The sequence below is a fragment of the Ruminiclostridium papyrosolvens C7 genome (assembly GCF_000421965.1).
In the GTDB taxonomy this organism is placed as follows: Bacteria; Bacillota; Clostridia; order Acetivibrionales; family DSM-1351; genus Ruminiclostridium; species Ruminiclostridium papyrosolvens_A.
This window is the reverse complement of record NZ_ATAY01000030.1, coordinates 131,847-147,139: the sequence shown is the minus strand read 5'-3', so window position 1 is coordinate 147,139 and position 15,293 is coordinate 131,847. Positions and strand designations below refer to the sequence as shown.

The 15,293-nt window shown below is 37.5% G+C and carries 12 protein-coding genes, 1 pseudogene and 1 riboswitch; of the genes and pseudogenes, 1 reads left to right on the top strand and 12 read right to left on the bottom strand.

The annotated features are described in order from the left end of the window. Positions 1-39 precede the first annotated feature (39 nt). Together L323_RS30405 and L323_RS30400 are read right to left on the bottom strand one after the other, a co-directional pair. Entirely contained in the window at positions 40-1,914 is a 1,875-nt protein-coding gene (locus L323_RS30405) for an ABC transporter ATP-binding protein (RefSeq protein WP_020815436.1), read from the bottom strand. Next, a pseudogene (locus L323_RS30400) lies at positions 1,911-4,179 on the bottom strand (ABC transporter ATP-binding protein). Before L323_RS30400 ends, L323_RS30405 begins: the two are co-directional and overlap by 4 nt. A gap of 301 nt (positions 4,180-4,480) precedes the next feature. Here L323_RS30400 and L323_RS30395 point away from each other — a divergent pair. After that, positions 4,481-4,927 carry a MarR family winged helix-turn-helix transcriptional regulator gene (locus L323_RS30395; RefSeq protein WP_020815435.1) on the top strand — a complete coding sequence of 149 codons (447 nt, stop codon included), beginning with the start codon at positions 4,481-4,483 and terminating at the stop codon, positions 4,925-4,927. Between the two features lie 53 nt (positions 4,928-4,980). Here L323_RS30395 and serA read toward each other — a convergent pair whose 3' ends face one another. The 10 genes from serA to L323_RS30345 all read right to left on the bottom strand — a co-directional run bounded on the left by serA (position 4,981) and on the right by L323_RS30345 (position 15,285). Beyond that, entirely contained in the window at positions 4,981-6,588 is a 1,608-nt protein-coding gene (gene serA / locus L323_RS30390; protein WP_020815434.1) for a phosphoglycerate dehydrogenase, read from the bottom strand. A 35-nt stretch (positions 6,589-6,623) separates the two neighbouring features. Continuing rightward, the gene (locus tag L323_RS30385; RefSeq protein ID WP_020815433.1) at positions 6,624-7,775 is read right to left on the bottom strand and encodes a pyridoxal-phosphate-dependent aminotransferase family protein; all 1,152 of its coding nucleotides are present in this window, start codon (positions 7,773-7,775) and stop codon (positions 6,624-6,626) included. A 155-nt stretch (positions 7,776-7,930) separates the two neighbouring features. Further along, positions 7,931-8,026, bottom strand: a riboswitch (glycine riboswitch). 471 nt (positions 8,027-8,497) lie between these two features. Beyond that, positions 8,498-9,376 (bottom strand): tetratricopeptide repeat protein, encoded by an 879-nt coding sequence (locus L323_RS30380; protein ID WP_020815432.1) that lies wholly within the window; start codon positions 9,374-9,376, stop codon positions 8,498-8,500. 90 nt (positions 9,377-9,466) lie between these two features. Next, positions 9,467-9,661, bottom strand: coding sequence for a CooT family nickel-binding protein (locus tag L323_RS30375; protein WP_014314381.1), 195 nt, complete (start codon positions 9,659-9,661; stop codon positions 9,467-9,469). Then, entirely contained in the window at positions 9,648-10,079 is a 432-nt protein-coding gene (locus tag L323_RS30370; RefSeq protein WP_020815431.1) for a DUF3842 family protein, read from the bottom strand. Before L323_RS30370 ends, L323_RS30375 begins: the two co-directional genes overlap by 14 nt. A gap of 176 nt (positions 10,080-10,255) precedes the next feature. Continuing rightward, positions 10,256-11,017: an energy-coupling factor ABC transporter ATP-binding protein gene (locus tag L323_RS30365; protein WP_020815430.1), complete on the bottom strand. Its 762-nt coding sequence runs from the start codon at positions 11,015-11,017 to the stop codon at positions 10,256-10,258. A gap of 19 nt (positions 11,018-11,036) precedes the next feature. Further along, positions 11,037-11,834, bottom strand: a complete 798-nt coding sequence (gene cbiQ / locus L323_RS30360; protein WP_020815429.1) for a cobalt ECF transporter T component CbiQ — start codon at positions 11,832-11,834, stop codon at positions 11,037-11,039. A 23-nt stretch (positions 11,835-11,857) separates the two neighbouring features. Next, positions 11,858-12,856: an energy-coupling factor ABC transporter permease gene (locus L323_RS30355; protein WP_020815428.1), complete on the bottom strand. Its 999-nt coding sequence runs from the start codon at positions 12,854-12,856 to the stop codon at positions 11,858-11,860. Between the two features lie 174 nt (positions 12,857-13,030). After that, positions 13,031-14,587: a putative ABC exporter domain-containing protein gene (locus L323_RS30350; protein WP_020815427.1), complete on the bottom strand. Its 1,557-nt coding sequence runs from the start codon at positions 14,585-14,587 to the stop codon at positions 13,031-13,033. Beyond that, on the bottom strand, positions 14,575-15,285 hold the full coding sequence (locus L323_RS30345; protein ID WP_020815426.1) for an ABC transporter ATP-binding protein: 711 nt from the start codon (positions 15,283-15,285) through the stop codon (positions 14,575-14,577). Before L323_RS30345 ends, L323_RS30350 begins: the two co-directional genes overlap by 13 nt. Positions 15,286-15,293: the final 8 nt, after the last annotated feature.

Genomic DNA, 15,293 nt, shown 5'->3' with positions numbered 1-15,293 from the left:
AGAGCTAAAAGGAAGGTTTTAATTTTAAGTTTATCTTTTTTATGATGCTTCAGCAGTTTCAAACTGGCTGTTGTACAATGAAGCATAGAAACCGTTTGCTGCAAGGAGTTCCTCATGGTTACCCTGCTCTACGATATCTCCGTCTCTCATAACCAGAATCAAATCCGCATCTCTGATTGTAGACAATCTGTGAGCAATGATAAAGCTTGTTCTGTCTTTCATGAGGTTTTCCATGGCCTTTTGTATCAGTACTTCCGTACGGGTATCAACGGAGCTGGTTGCTTCATCCAGAATAAGAATCTTAGGGTCTGACAAAATAGCTCTGGCTATTGTAAGGAGCTGTTTCTGACCTTGTGATACGTTGCTGGCCTCTTCATTCAAAACCATGTTGTAACCCTCCGGAAGGGTCTTAATAAAGTGGTGTGCATGTGCTGCCTTGGCAGCTTCCTTAACCTCTTCATCAGTTGCATTCAATCTTCCGTAACGGATATTTTCCATTATACTTCCATTAAACAACCATGTATCTTGAAGAACCATTCCAAACAATTCACGCAAATCACTTCGTTTGAAATCATTAATATTAATACCATCAATGAATATGTCACCGCTGTTTAAATCATAAAAACGCATTAGCAGCTTAACCATTGTAGTCTTACCTGCTCCGGTAGGACCAACTATAGCCACTCTCTGACCAGGTTTCACCTTAGCTGAGAAGTCATTTATAATGATTTTTTCAGGATTGTACCCAAAGTGAACATTTCTAAATTCAACTCCGCCTTTAACATTAGCAGTATCTGCTGGGTTTGTAACATCCTCTACTTCTTCCTCTTCTTCAAGGAAGGCAAAAACTCTTTCAGCCGCAGCTGCTGTTGACTGAAGCACGTTTGCAATTTGTGCCGCCTGACCTATGGGCTGCTGGAAGGTACGAACATATTGAATAAATGAAACGATATCTCCAACCGCAATCTTGTTCTTAATTGTAAGCCATCCACCCAGCATTGTTACCAGAACGTATCCGATATTTCCTATGAAGCCCATTATCGGGAACATCATACCTGAAAGGAACTGTGATTTCCAGGCTGACTTAAACAGTGTATCATTCAGACTGTCAAATTGTTCAATTGATTTTTTCTCACCGTTAAAGGCTTTCATTATGTTATGTCCGCTGAATACTTCTTCAACGTGACCGTTAACATGACCCAAATATTCCTGCTGGGATTTAAAGTACTTCTGTGACTTTTTAACTATCAGCGATATAAATATAACCGACAGAGGTATTATAAGCACTGATGCCAAAGTCATAAGCCAGCTTATTGACAGCATCATTATCAATACACCGATAAGTATTGTAAAAGAAGAAAATATTTGTGATAAGCTTTGGTTCAAGGTCTGACTGACAGTATCAATATCGTTTGTAACCCTCGACAAAACCTCTCCATGGGTAACCTTATCAAAGAACTTCAACGGCATACGATTTATTTTCTGAGAAAGCTCTTTTCTCAGCTTGTATGAAACCTTCTGTGCGACCCCTGCCATTACATAACCCTGTATGAATGAGAATATAGCACTTATTACATACAAACCTATAAGAAATAATAACTTTTCACCAATATAGCCAAAGTCAATCCCCTTACCTGTACCACTGACTTTATCTACCAAACCGAGATAAATCTTTGTAACAGCATTTCCCAGTATCTTTGGTCCAACAATGGAAAATGCGGCACTGCCAATAGCAAATATAAGTACTATTATAATAGACAATCTGTAAGGCTTCATGTAGGCAAGTAATTTTTTCATTGTGCCTTTAAAGTCCTTGGCCTTTTCTGTTTTCATTCCCATTGGACCTCCACCCATTGGGCCACCGCCCATGGGACCCCGTCTTCTGGGTCTTTCATGCTTTACATTTTCACTCATGCCAATTCCTCCTTTGATAACTGAGATAAGGCAATCTGTTCATAAACATCGCAGGTTTCCATTAACTCCCTATGAGTTCCTATTCCCACAACCTGGCCTTCATCCAGAACAAGTATCTGGTCCGCAGACATTACCGTGCTTATTCTCTGTGCAACTACAAGTACTGTTGCACCTTCTGTCTTTTCTTTAAGTGCCTTTCTTAATGCTGCATCTGTTTTAAAGTCCAATGCAGAAAAACTATCATCAAATATAAATATTTCTGGTTTTTTCACCAAGGCACGGGCTATTGAAAGCCTTTGTTTCTGTCCACCGGACACGTTGGTACCACCTTGTGATATATCAGTCTTAAAGCCATCTTCCTTCTCGCTTATAAAATCCATAGCCTGTGCTATATCAGCGGCAGTTCTAATATCTTCCTCGCCTGCTGATTCATTACCGTATTTAAGGTTACTTTCAATTGTACCTGAGAATAAAATTCCTTTTTGGGGAACATATCCTATTTTCTGCCTTAAATCGTGTTGAGAAATGTCTCTTATATCAACCCCATTAATAAGAATCTGTCCTCCGGTAACATCGTAAAATCTAGGTATCAGATTAATAAGAGTTGATTTTCCGCTTCCTGTACTCCCTATAAATGCAGTAGTCTGGCCGGGTTTTGCCGTAAAGTTTACATTAGATATAACATCATCCTCTGCACCGGGATATTTAAATGAAACATTTTTAAATTCTACAGTACCTTTCATTCCACTTACAAAATCTTTAGAAACAGCAGGGTCTTTAATTGAACCTTTTGTATCAATAACTTCACCTATACGTGCTATTGAAACTGATGCACGCGGTAGAATTATTGAAACCATTGAAATCATAAGGAAGGACATGATAATCTGCATAGCATATTGTATAAATGCCATCATATTACCAACCTGCATATTTCCCAAGTCTACCTGATGTGCACCTACCCATACTATTAATATCATAACACCATTCATTAGAAGCATCATTGCAGGCATCATAGCTGACATGATTCTTCCGACAAACAGATTGGTTCTTGTAAAATTGGTATTTGCCTGTTCAAATTTTTCTTCTTCTGTCTTCTGAGTACCAAAAGCCCGGATTACAAGCATACCTGTTAAGGATTCACGTGTTACAAGGTTAAGCTTGTCAACAAGTTTCTGCATACTTCTGAATTTTGGCATTGCTACAGCGAATAATATCCCTACTATAACCATTATAGCTAAAACGCCCACTCCAATAACCCATGTCATTGAAGTATCTGTTTGTAATACCTTTAATACACCGCCTATACCAAGGATAGGAGCATAGAATACCATTCTCAGGAACATTACCAGGAAAATCTGTACCTGCTGTATGTCGTTAGTACTTCTAGTAATAAGAGAAGATGTGGAGAATTTATCAAATTCGGCATTTGAGAATCCAACAACATTTTCAAATACGTTCTTTCTCATGCTTCTTCCGACGCCGGCTGAAACTCTGGCTGCCATCAGCCCAACCGTAACAGTAGCACACATACTTATAAGAGATATAAGAAGCATCTTTAATCCGGCTATCAGTATATAATTGGACTGAAGATTTCCGGTATCTCTTCCGAGATCTTTGTACTCCGTCTGGACATATTTAACTGCCCCCTGTGTGATTATACTGTCAGGCATATCACTAAATTTGTCATTTACAGTCTTCATTATGCCCTGAAGCTGCTCTTTAGGGAGCTTGGTAATAACAGTAAAGGGGTCGGTTCCTTTTGGCACATTGGCGAATAATTTCTCCATCTCACTGTTACCGGTCGTATTGCTTTTGTTTTCCGATGAATTATCCGACATTTTGATTGAACCTTCGATAGCACCTACAAACAGCATAGGCTTTCCGACTGCAGTATTTATCTTATCAATAACCTCACTGTCACTTGTATTCAACTTGTATACATCGTTATTTTCAATTTCAGGATACCTTTTTAAGTACTTATCCATATCATCCTGAGATGCTTTACCTTTTTCAATTAAAGTATAATTGTCCAAAACAGTTTTTTTATCATTTTCATTCATAAAAAAAGTTAATTTTGTCCATCTCAGTTTTTCTGATTATATCAGGTACAGCATTTTTAATACCTCCCTGTTGAATACCTACATTGACAATATCAGACATATAGTCCGGCAGGGATAAATCACAATATGCCTGGACAAGTAAAAATAAAACTATGCCAATAATTGATATTATATGAGGTTTCAAATGTCTCATTAATTTCCCCATGTATTACTCCTTTCTGCAGTAGGGTAAAGTCTTGCCTTAGGACACATTTATGTTCAAGACTATATCCAATTTTACTTTTATAATTTGTTGTATTACCAGTTCATTTTTTAATTATATTTATATAACTATTATATGTCAATAATAATTTGATTGTATTATTAATTTAAATCGTTTATAATTACAATATAAAGTAATAAATCAGTAATACTACTGTATAACAAATAAATATACGCGGATATTTATTTTATGTCTTGTTTATTGGAAAATATAGTAGTTTATTTATTTAAAAGGAGTTAATGGAATGTTACCCGAAGAAGAAATTAATAGTATATCTGATGATTTGTTTATGCTTGTACTTCATCTAAGCGGCAGAATATTTAACCCGTCAACTATGTTCAAAGGACTGCCCATTCCGCCGTCCCATACGAAAGTACTGTTCAGGCTGGCAAAACTCGGCCCCTGTCCGGTATCGCAGCTGGCGAATGATTTGATAATTTCAAGGCCTAATATGACACCGATTATTGACAAGCTTATTGCCGAAGGTTATGCGGACAGATATGATGATCCCAATGACAGAAGGGTAATAATGGTTAAATTGACTGAAAAAGCATGTACTTTGTTGCACAATATTGAACATAAAGCCAAAAGTTTATTTGTAGAAAAGTTGTCATGTCTGGATGATAATGATTTAATGAATCTAAAAAATCTTGTCCCTGAGTTAAATAATATTGTTTTAAGAATTAAATAGAGGTTTATTTTAAAAGGCTGAGGAATGATTCCCCAGCCTTTTTAATGTTTTTATCAAAATTTAAGCAGTGTTACCTTTAATACACCGTTTATCTTTTTAATAAGTTCAAGGACATTTGCCGGAACTTCGCAATCAACGCTTACAAATGCAACTGCTTTTTCACCCTTGTGGTTTCTGCTCCACTGCATTGCAGCAATATTGATATCGCTGGCACCAAGTATAGTTCCTATCTGACCGATAATACCCGGAACGTCTATATTCTGAATTGCCAAAACATAAGGAGTAGGTTCAAAGTCAAGTTTATAACCGAAGAAATCCACAACACGTATTTCTTCTTTTGCAAAAACAGTACCTGAAACTGATAGTGTTTTGCTTTTTGTAAAGAATTTTACAGTAATCAGGTTAGTGTATTTTTCAAGCTGTGAGCTTTTGCTTTCTATAAGAGATATTCCCCTGTTCTTTGCAATGAACTCAGCATTTACATAGTTTACCTTTTCTTTAATTACTATTTCAAGGAAGCCTTTTAAAACTGAAAGTGACAGTATTTTTGTTTCCTGCTCCGCAAGTTCTCCACTATATACTATCTCAATCTTGTTAACTGTTTCCTTTTCGGCCTGGTAATATATTTTACCCAGTATTTCAGCCAAATCAAGATAAGGCTTCATTTCATTCAAATCCTTGCTCTTCATTGGAGGCATGTTAACAGCTGCAACCATTTCACCTTTTAACGCATCTGAAACAAGCTTTGAAACGGCCGTACCAACATTGTAGTTTGCTTCAGCAGTAGAAGCTCCAAGGTGTGGAGTGATTATTACATTGTCAAGTTCAAAGAGCTTGTTTTCATAATCCTGCTCTTCCGGCTTTTTGTCGTAGTTGGGTTCAGGATCAAGAACATCCAGTGCAGCTGCCGCTACATGTCCTTCTTTCATTGCGTTATACAAAGCGTCCTCATTAACCAGACCGCCCCTTGCTGCATTTACTATTCTTACACCTTTTTTACAAAGCTTTAATTGCTCCTCTCCTATCATTCCATAAGTTTCTGATGTCTTAGGAGTATGGAGAGTTATAAGATCACTCTGTTTCAAAAGGTCTTCAAGAGCTTCACATCTTTCTACACCAAGCTTTTTGAACTTTTCATCAGTTATATAGGGGTCGTATGCAACTACCTTCATATTGCATCCCTTTAATTTTGTTGCTACTATAGCACCAATTCTACCCAGGCCGATTATACCGGCTGTCTTTTCATCAAGCTCGTTACCATTAAATTTGCTTCTTCTGAAATCCTTCTGAGTTTTACCTGCCCAGTGTGCCTGAGGTATGTTTCTAAATATCGCAAATGCGTGTCCGATTGCCAGCTCAGCAGCAGCCATAATGTTACTTTCAGGGGTATTAACAACAATGATGCCTCTCTTGGTACATGCAGGCACTTCAATATTGTCGATACCGTTTCCTGCACGTCCTGCAACCTTTAATTTGCCGGCCCTTTGCAAGAGCTCTTCATTTACTTTCGTAACACTTCTTACTATTATAGCATCGTAGTTCTCTATAATCTCAAGTAAATCCTCATGGGATATTCCATACTTTGTATCTACTTCATGTCCATTCTCCAGAAGATAGTTAATTCCGCCTTCTGCGATTCGTTCTGCAACAATAATTTTCATATAACTAATACCTCCTGTTATTTATTCTTAACATTTTATAACAGTGCCTTCTGAACTGCTCCCACTGATGCTCCCATTTCTACTTTGTAGCCTGCCTCACTCAAGGAATACTCCAATGCTGCAAATGTTTTAATAAGGTCAAGGCTGTCTGTATATCCGCAGTGCCCTATTCTGAAAATTTTTCCTTTAAGATGCTTCTGTCCGCCTGTAATCATTATGTCATACTTCAGGTTCATAGTTTTTATAACCTTTGCAATATCTATACCTTCCGGCGCTTTAACAGCAGTTATTATGTAAGAAGATACTTTCTCATCAGGGAACAGCTCAAGTCCCAGTGCCTTAATTCCTGCCTGTGTCGCCAATGCCAGCTTTTTATGTCTTGCATAGACATTTTCAAGCCCCTCTTCCTTTATCATCTTTAAGGCTTCCGCCTGAGCCATTAATAAAGAAATTGCAGGAGTATATGGTGGATTTTCTGCTTCCTTCAGCAAACCCTTTTTGTACTTTTTGTAGTCCCAATAAAATTTAGGAAGTTTGGATTTACCAACTGCTTCCCATGCCTTGTCACTTAATGCTGCATAAGCCAGTCCTGGAGGTGCCATCAACGCTTTCTGTGAGCCGGTTACAACCAGGTCTATACCCCAGTTATCCATTTGAAGGTCCAGTCCTCCAAGTGAACTTATAGCATCAACAAGTAAAAGTCTTTCAGTATTCTTTGTAATTTTTCCAAGTGCTTCAATATCATTTGTTACACCGGTTGATGTTTCATTGTGTGTAACGAGAATTGCCTTGATCTCGTTATTAATATCTGCATCCAGTATTTCTTTAACTTCTGAGACATCTACCGCTTCACCCCAGTTAACTGACAGTTTTTGAACGTCAAGACCAAAAGTTGAAGCTATGTCTGCAAATCTATCTCCGAAAGCTCCTATGCTTATTGCCAGTACCTTATCTCCCTGTGAAAAGAGATTTACGATTGCAGATTCCATTGCACCTGTCCCTGATGATGCAAACATTAGTACCATATTTTTTGTTTGAAATAGGAATTTTAAATCTTCTTCCAGTTCATCATATATAGTTTCAAATTCCTTTGTCCTATGATGAATAATCTGTCTTCTCATAACTTCTAAAACCCTTGGTGGGACCATTGTGGGTCCTGGGGTCATAAGTAATTTTTCTTTTTCCATGACAAATCCCTCCAATATATTTATATTAATTTTTATTATTGAACATGTTTAGTCTGAGTATCCCCGATAGCTGAATTGTTAAAATTAAAAAAGGCCAAATAATAAAATTATTTGACCTCTGAAATGCACTAAAAAAACAATGGTATAATGCATCGTTTAGATACTCTGTCCTTTTGCCTGAGAGATTAAGCTATAATATTTCTAGCCCTTGCCCCTTCGGCGCCATCATAGGTCTCTCCAGAGGTCCGTCCTGTTGTAGTCTTTTTTACCTGAGAGTGCTACTCCTTCGGTGAGTTTTAGTATTCTAAAACGTCTCTCCCACAACAATCATCCGACTTATATTCAATTATTGTTTTTATTATAGTTAAATCAATAAACTATGTCAAGAAACCAACAAAGCTATGTACTAAATTGATTTTAAACAAAAATCCCGGCGGAGATATATCCGTCGGGATTTTTGCCAAATAATAAATCAGATGTTACTGCTCTTAATTGTCCTTACAAATTATTTACAACATCCAAATATAAAATTACCATATATAATCTATTTTGTAAATAATTCTATTGTAAATTATTGAACTTTATTGTAAATTATTGATTTCGGTTGTAATATCTTGAACTTTACTGTAAATAATTGCATTCCTAAAATGCACCAATAAAATACCTAACGAATATTAGGTTTTTATCTGATGTTCGTTAGGTATTTTTAAGTGGTCATATTTTTAAACATATGCGAATCTTTTTTTATACAATTCCATTTCCCTTAAAGGATCTATTTCGTTATCGGTTTTCATGTATTCTTCCAACTCACTGCTTAAATCTGTCGCGGTAATTAAATCGTTTAAGGCAAGACTCAGATTACCCATATGAACGTAAAAACAAGACCTGTTATAGTACAAAAAAGAAGCATCAGAGTTATATTTTATCCCATTCGAAATAACCTCTATGGCTTTACTTATGTCGTTTTCCTCCATATATATAAGAGAAAGATTCAAATAGCTATAAGGATATCTGGGATTCTTCTCCATAGACGTATTATAATACGCTATAGCCTTCTGGGTATAACCCAGCCTGTTCATAATTACCCCTGCATTAAAAAGCGCCTTAAAATGGTTGGGTTCCAGCTCCAAACCTTTTCTTATAGCAATCAGTGCTTTATCATACTTTCCCATTTCTTCGTAAACGGCTGCAAGGTTATTGTATGCCCAGAAATGGTATGGTTCAAGCTCTGCTGCCTTTTCGTAGTACTCAGCTGCTTCATCTTTTCTCCCGCCCTCATCACATGAATTGGCAAGAAAAAAATATGCTTTTGAGTAGTCAGGATTTATCTCAATAGCCTTTTTGTACATTTCTATGGCTTTGTCAAATTCCTTCCTGTCATCATAGATTATTGCCAGACCGTAATATGCTCTGGCCTCATGTGGATTAATTTTCAAAACTTCTTTGTATGTTTTAACCGCATCGTGCTGTTTTCCAAGGGAATCAAGGGTCACCGCAATATTCAGCAATAAATCTATAAAGTCAACTTCCAAACTTTTTTTAAAATAAATGTCAAGAGCTTTGTTATAAAAATAAAGGGAGAGTTTCGGGGCCTTATCCATCACCAACTCTCCACAAAAACAAAGAGTTTTATAACAAACTAAATACAATATTATCACTATCCCATATACTAAAATTGTTTTTATATAATATTAATCGATACTTTCCAAAATGATTCTATGTTCAACTAGTTCCATTTCTTTTATTCTTGCTCTTACGGTTTTTCTTTCGTTATAAATATTTTCTAATATTATTTCATCTTTATCAGGAATCACCTTGTCTACCGAATCAAGAACAAGAGTCTCCTTACCATTCTTATCTACAAGATATACATTAGCTTCGCACACTTTTATCACTCCTTATTACGCTTCCAACCATAGCTATTGCATCATCCAAATGATGTGGAAGCGGCTCATCACAAGTTCCGGTTACCAGAATGTTGCATCTGTTCAAAGGAATCAATATCTTTACCGCTTGGCTTTGTGCAATAGCCGCTGCCATTACAGGTGTAAGCTCGCCCAACATGGAATTTGCACATACAATCCCTATTGTCCCAATTATTATGTCCACCTTCGATGCATTAAATAAAATTGCATTTTCACCGGAGGCTCCCTCATTTGCACCGGCCTTGAGCATTAATGATGCGGCAAGTGCATTTGTTCCTAAGGCAAGCAACTCAATTTCATTGCCAAATGAAGCCCGGAGCTTTTCAATCATAAGTTTGCCTATACCTCCGCCCTGACCGTCTATCACTGCAATCCGCATATAACCTCCCTAAATTCCTCAAAGACAGCTTTAAACTGTTTACCTGGTCATTAAGTACTGTCGTGTCTGAACAAACATTCTACTACCATTATAAGTAATAAATACATTCTGTAAAGTATTGAACGCTATTTTTTAATATTTTTTTAAATAATCTCTTTTCATAAACGCACAACAACTCATAACAATTTAGATTTCTTACATACAGGACAATTTTGCATTGCAAGAGGTATCTCAAGCCCGCATCGGTCCATAAGACCGCTATCTCCCAAAATATCCACCGTAAGCCCGTCAGCTGCTATTTTGCCATTTTTCAGAACTATTGTCCTATCACACATATCCATTATCATGTCCAAGTCGTGACTTGTTATAATTTTTGTATGTCTGAAACCTTTAAGAATATTCATAACCTTGCGTCTTGCCTTCGGGTCCAATGAAGCGGTAGGCTCGTCCATTATAAGTATATCCGGCTCCATGGAAATGACCGCAGCTATAGCTGCCAGCTTCTTTTCACCGCCAGAAAGCTTGTATGGAGGACGGTCTTTCAGATGATTTATTCCAACTTCCTCCAGTGCATGGTTTACTCTTTGCTCCACTTCTTTTTCATCAAGACGATAGTTCCTTGGCCCAAAAGCTACATCATCATATACCGATGTCATAAACAGCTGATCGTCAGGTTCCTGAAATACAAGTCCTATACTACGCCTCACATCTGAAAGGGTTTTCTTTGTAACAGGGATATCCCCAACCCTTACACTGCCTTTCTGGGGGAACAGTATTCCTGATAATATTGAAAGCAGCGTTGATTTACCGGCTCCGTTGGCTCCAACAACCCCTACCGATTCCCCATGTCCAAGCATAAAAGTGACGTTATCAAGTGCCTGATGCCCGTCAGGATAATTGAAGCTGACTTCTTCCAGTTCTATTTTGTGATGACTCATAAGACCTCCATAAAAATTCTCAATGAAAAAACCCCGATATAAACATCGGTATATTTATCAATCTTGACATTATAAAAAACGCAACCCACACCGGCAGATAAATTCCCTCTGCATACCCGAAACCCTTGCCTCCCGAAACATTGTACCTTCCATTATAGCCTTTTAAAACCATGGATTGATATATTATCTGGGCTCGGTTAAAGCTTCTGATGAGCAGCTGTCCTATCATTGAGCCCCAAACCTTCATTTTTACACCTTTTTGGCCGGGTGCTCTTAGTGAATAACCTTTTAAAAGTCTTTCAGCCTCATCCATAAGGACAAAAATATATCTGTATGTCAGCAAAAACAACAGTACAAATATGGATGGTATTTTCACCAGACTCATTGCTCCTGCAATATCGTCAATCCCTGTAGTTGCAATTAGCAGAAAACCCGCCGAGACCATCAGTGTACTTTTTATTATAAGCGAAAATAGTGTCAGCCATCCGCCGGACATGGTTAAATTTCCAATATGAATGGTACTTTTATCCAATATGGGGTTAAGTATTCCGGCCACAATAATAAAGGGTTCCAAAGTCAGAACCCTTTTTATAATCTTGCCCACAGGTATTTCGCAAATAATCATGACGGCAGCAGGATACATTATAAACGGTATAAGTGCAGATACCTCGTATCGGTCAAAGGATGCAAGTATCCCTATATAACTCAGAGTAACAATGAGTTTTACCAGAGGGTGAATATTATTTATAGTATTATCTCTTTTAGCTAGTTCATCCAAATGCTTTATTTCATATAATGCTCCTGCTATGTCTGTCATAAAAATACTCCAAAATTAACTGTTTATTTAGCTTTCTTCCGCTTTATCAACTTTATCAAATAGCCTGCAACAAGTACTAAGCCCACGGTAATTCCTGAGCCCACCAACCCGGAAACAACCGTCCCCATGGATTCACCGGCATTTTCCTGTTTCTTAAAACTGTAGTCCGGCAACACCGCAATATCCTGCTGAGCTTTTTCAAGAGATTTGTGTACCCGGGTTTCCCCTTTTATTTCTTTGTCCCCTGCTACCTTGCCTATTGACCACTCCAAACCGTCGGGATTTGCAGATGCAAACAGTGATATACCCCCTGCCAGAAGCAATGCAGCAACAAGAAAACCAACAATTACAGACTTATAACCCTGCTTTTTACTTTTTTCTGAAGATTCGGTATTAATTATGTCAGGCCTTACCTTCCAAACAAAAGATACTACCGCAGCCGTCACCACACCTTCCACGGCTCCTATCGCAAGGTGGATTCCCTGCATGGCAAGTGCGAACTGTGCAAAGGGCAGCTCTGTTTTTCCTGACAGCAGAGTTTGAATTACTACACTGAAAGCCCCCATCTGTAATGCAGCCACACTCGACAGAATACTTCCAGTCATTAGCCTTGTTCTGGTCATTCCCTTTTTAGTTATAGTACGGTATATCAGCGGGTATGCAATAAAACATGCAAAAAACCCCATGTTTATTACATTGCAGCCATAGGCAAGCAGTCCTCCGTCAGCAAAAAACAGTGCTTGTATAAGAAGAATTGCCGCTATTGACAAAAATCCCGCATAGGGCCCCAGCAGAATTGAAAGCATTATTGCCCCTGCAAGGTGGCCACTTGAACCCGTTCCCGGTATGGTAAAATTAATCATTTGTGCTGCAAAAACAAAAGCGGATATTACCCCCATTAAAGGAATTTTTTTCTCGTCCATGTCCCTTACTTCTTTTATTGAAACTGCCGCTGTTCCCACAGCTGCCGTTATCATTGTACCTCCGACCGTCGGAGACAGCATAAAATCTCCCATATGCATTGTTGATCTTCCCCTTTTACATAATAATAGACCCATAAGGGTATGTAGATACTAGCCCTTCTTGGGTCTAATTAAATTTAAAATAAATAATAAGTGTTAATCAGGGAGACCTTCATGATCTCGTTTCATAGCTATTCTACAATAAAGAAATTTATGTGTCAAACATAATACATGTTACTCCATAAGTTCACTCTGTTCAAAAATACCCTTGCTAAGGTATGCCAATAATATTGAAATTACAACGTTTACAGCCAACATGCATAAAGATGTTTCTATAACATTCGGTACACCATTTGAAAGAACTGCTATTACAATTAATATTATTATGGCAGGTATACATGCAGCAATTACAAATAGCATTCTGAGCATTGTAACTACTACCGCATTGGAACTTGAACCAATTAACCTGTATGTAAAGATCTCTGCAAAAACAAAAAGTATGGCAAAACTAAAAAATACAAGTATAATATTAATCCAATTCGTAGGGCTGAGTTTATATGCTATAGCTGCAATGGTTAGAGCTATTCCGCCGCTTAACATTGTTTTAATTAATCCCGGCAATACGGAATAGATTAGTTTTTTGAATGAGCTTTCCGGAATCAGAAAAACATAGGGTTTTTTAAAATCCCTGTGCCATGAATCATTAAGAGACATTGTCAAAGCCCCGAAGCTCACCATTGCCATTACAAAGCTGAATTCAAATCCAAAAATCAAACCAAAGGCTACGTAGAACAGTTGTAGTAATATTTCCCTGTTGTTGGATACTAAACCGAGTTTTCTGCTTTCCAACATCTGCTTGGAATATATTGCAGCTGCTCCGGTTCCAAATTTAACAGAGACAGGCTTGTTTTTTAACTTTGAAAAGGCATGTGAATCTGCCTTACCCGATGTCTTAATATCATCCATTATTTTTTGGAGACTAACCGAGTCTTCCAAAGTTTTTTCATAGAAATCAACTTTTACATTGTACAACATAATGCAAAGCAATGCATTAACAGCCAGAAGCATACATACAGGCGGAATAAATCCGGTCAGTATATTTCCTGTCAAAAGAGAACTTACGGCCCATTTTGTCCAGCCAAAAAGTGGTACCCAATTATACCACGAGCTTTCAAAGTATTTTTTTACTGTTATTTTTAATTCAAAATCATTATTAAAGAACATAACTGCAAAAGCAACTGCAAGTATCCCTATAAAAGCCCAGAAAACCTTCTTTGAATTCTTCTTAAAGCCTGTATTCTCCGCATCAACTATATAAATATAATAGTACGAAAGAAAGATGACTCCAAGGAAAAGACTAATAACAATAAGAGTTACCAGATACTTAGTAAAACTCAATGCTGAACCCATTAACAAAGGAAGATAAAAACACATAAAGAAACCTATCATCAGCGAAGCAGGTGCCACAGAAATCAAAAGATACATCAGTACCTGCCTTTTTTCAAAGGGCCCGGTAAAAAGGAAGTTTGCGTCCGCCATTGTCAATATTCCCGTATCTCTTGAAAGAAACGAATTGTACAGTAATACTCCCAAGAAAAGTATGATTGCTGCAATAATTGTTTCTGTAGATATACTCTGCAATGGGGCTTTTTTCATTCTGAAAGACGAAATAAAAACAAATATAAAGCCGACCACACCCAAGACTGTCAGAATTGCAGACGGGATACTTTTAAATGTACGTTTTACCTTATTAATATAGGTTCTTCTAATTAAATACATTATTGCCTGCATTCTTCTTCCTCCCCGGTGAGTTCAAAGAATATTGTTTTTAAATCCCTTCCGTTAAGCTCCTGTTTTGTAATGTCTGAAACTATTTTACCCTTATTCATTATGTATGCTCTATCCCAAACATCATTTATTGTGTCAATTATATGAGTGCTAACCAGTACACTCTTCCCCTGTTCTTTAAGCTCCCGGAATATTTTCAGAACCTCATTTATTGCTTTGGGATCAAGCCCAACTAATGGCTCATCAAAAAGTACCGCTTTGGGTTCTATAAGCATAGCCAGTGCAATACTAAGCTTCTGAGTCATACCTTTTGAAAGCTCCCTTACGTATTTGTCCTTTTTATCAAAAATTTCGAGTCTTTCAAATATGGCTTTTATCTTGTCCTCCCATCCCGTTTCCAGCTTGTAAGCCTTGGCAATGAATTCTGCGTGTTCTATCGGAGTGAGAAGATCATACAAAGCAGGTGTTTCTGGTATATACCCGAACACCTGCTTTGCATCTACTGTTTTATTTGGGAAACCCCATATTGTTATTTCACCTTCAAATTTTAGAAGTCCGGCAATGCTCTTAATTGTTGTGGATTTCCCAGCACCGTTAGGCCCTAGAAGTATAGTTATTTCACCCGGTTTTGCGGTCAAGGAAATTCCATCAACCGCTTTGAACTTACTATACCTTTTTGTAAGATTGTTTATTGCAATCATTTTTTTCC

Excerpts from the sequence above, each read along its gene's own strand:
- L323_RS30405 (WP_020815436.1), bottom strand. The coding sequence starts at position 1,914 with ATGAGTGAAAATGTAAAGCATGAAAGACCCAGAAGACGGGGTCCCATG.
- L323_RS30395 (WP_020815435.1), top strand. The coding sequence starts at position 4,481 with ATGTTACCCGAAGAAGAAATTAATAGTATATCTGATGATTTGTTTATG.
- serA (WP_020815434.1), bottom strand. The coding sequence starts at position 6,588 with ATGAAAATTATTGTTGCAGAACGAATCGCAGAAGGCGGAATTAACTAT.
- L323_RS30385 (WP_020815433.1), bottom strand. The coding sequence starts at position 7,775 with ATGGAAAAAGAAAAATTACTTATGACCCCAGGACCCACAATGGTCCCA.
- L323_RS30380 (WP_020815432.1), bottom strand. The coding sequence starts at position 9,376 with ATGGATAAGGCCCCGAAACTCTCCCTTTATTTTTATAACAAAGCTCTT.
- L323_RS30370 (WP_020815431.1), bottom strand. The coding sequence starts at position 10,079 with ATGCGGATTGCAGTGATAGACGGTCAGGGCGGAGGTATAGGCAAACTT.
- L323_RS30365 (WP_020815430.1), bottom strand. The coding sequence starts at position 11,017 with ATGAGTCATCACAAAATAGAACTGGAAGAAGTCAGCTTCAATTATCCT.
- cbiQ (WP_020815429.1), bottom strand. The coding sequence starts at position 11,834 with ATGACAGACATAGCAGGAGCATTATATGAAATAAAGCATTTGGATGAA.
- L323_RS30355 (WP_020815428.1), bottom strand. The coding sequence starts at position 12,856 with ATGCATATGGGAGATTTTATGCTGTCTCCGACGGTCGGAGGTACAATG.
- L323_RS30350 (WP_020815427.1), bottom strand. The coding sequence starts at position 14,587 with ATGCAGGCAATAATGTATTTAATTAGAAGAACCTATATTAATAAGGTA.
- L323_RS30345 (WP_020815426.1), bottom strand. The coding sequence starts at position 15,285 with ATGATTGCAATAAACAATCTTACAAAAAGGTATAGTAAGTTCAAAGCG.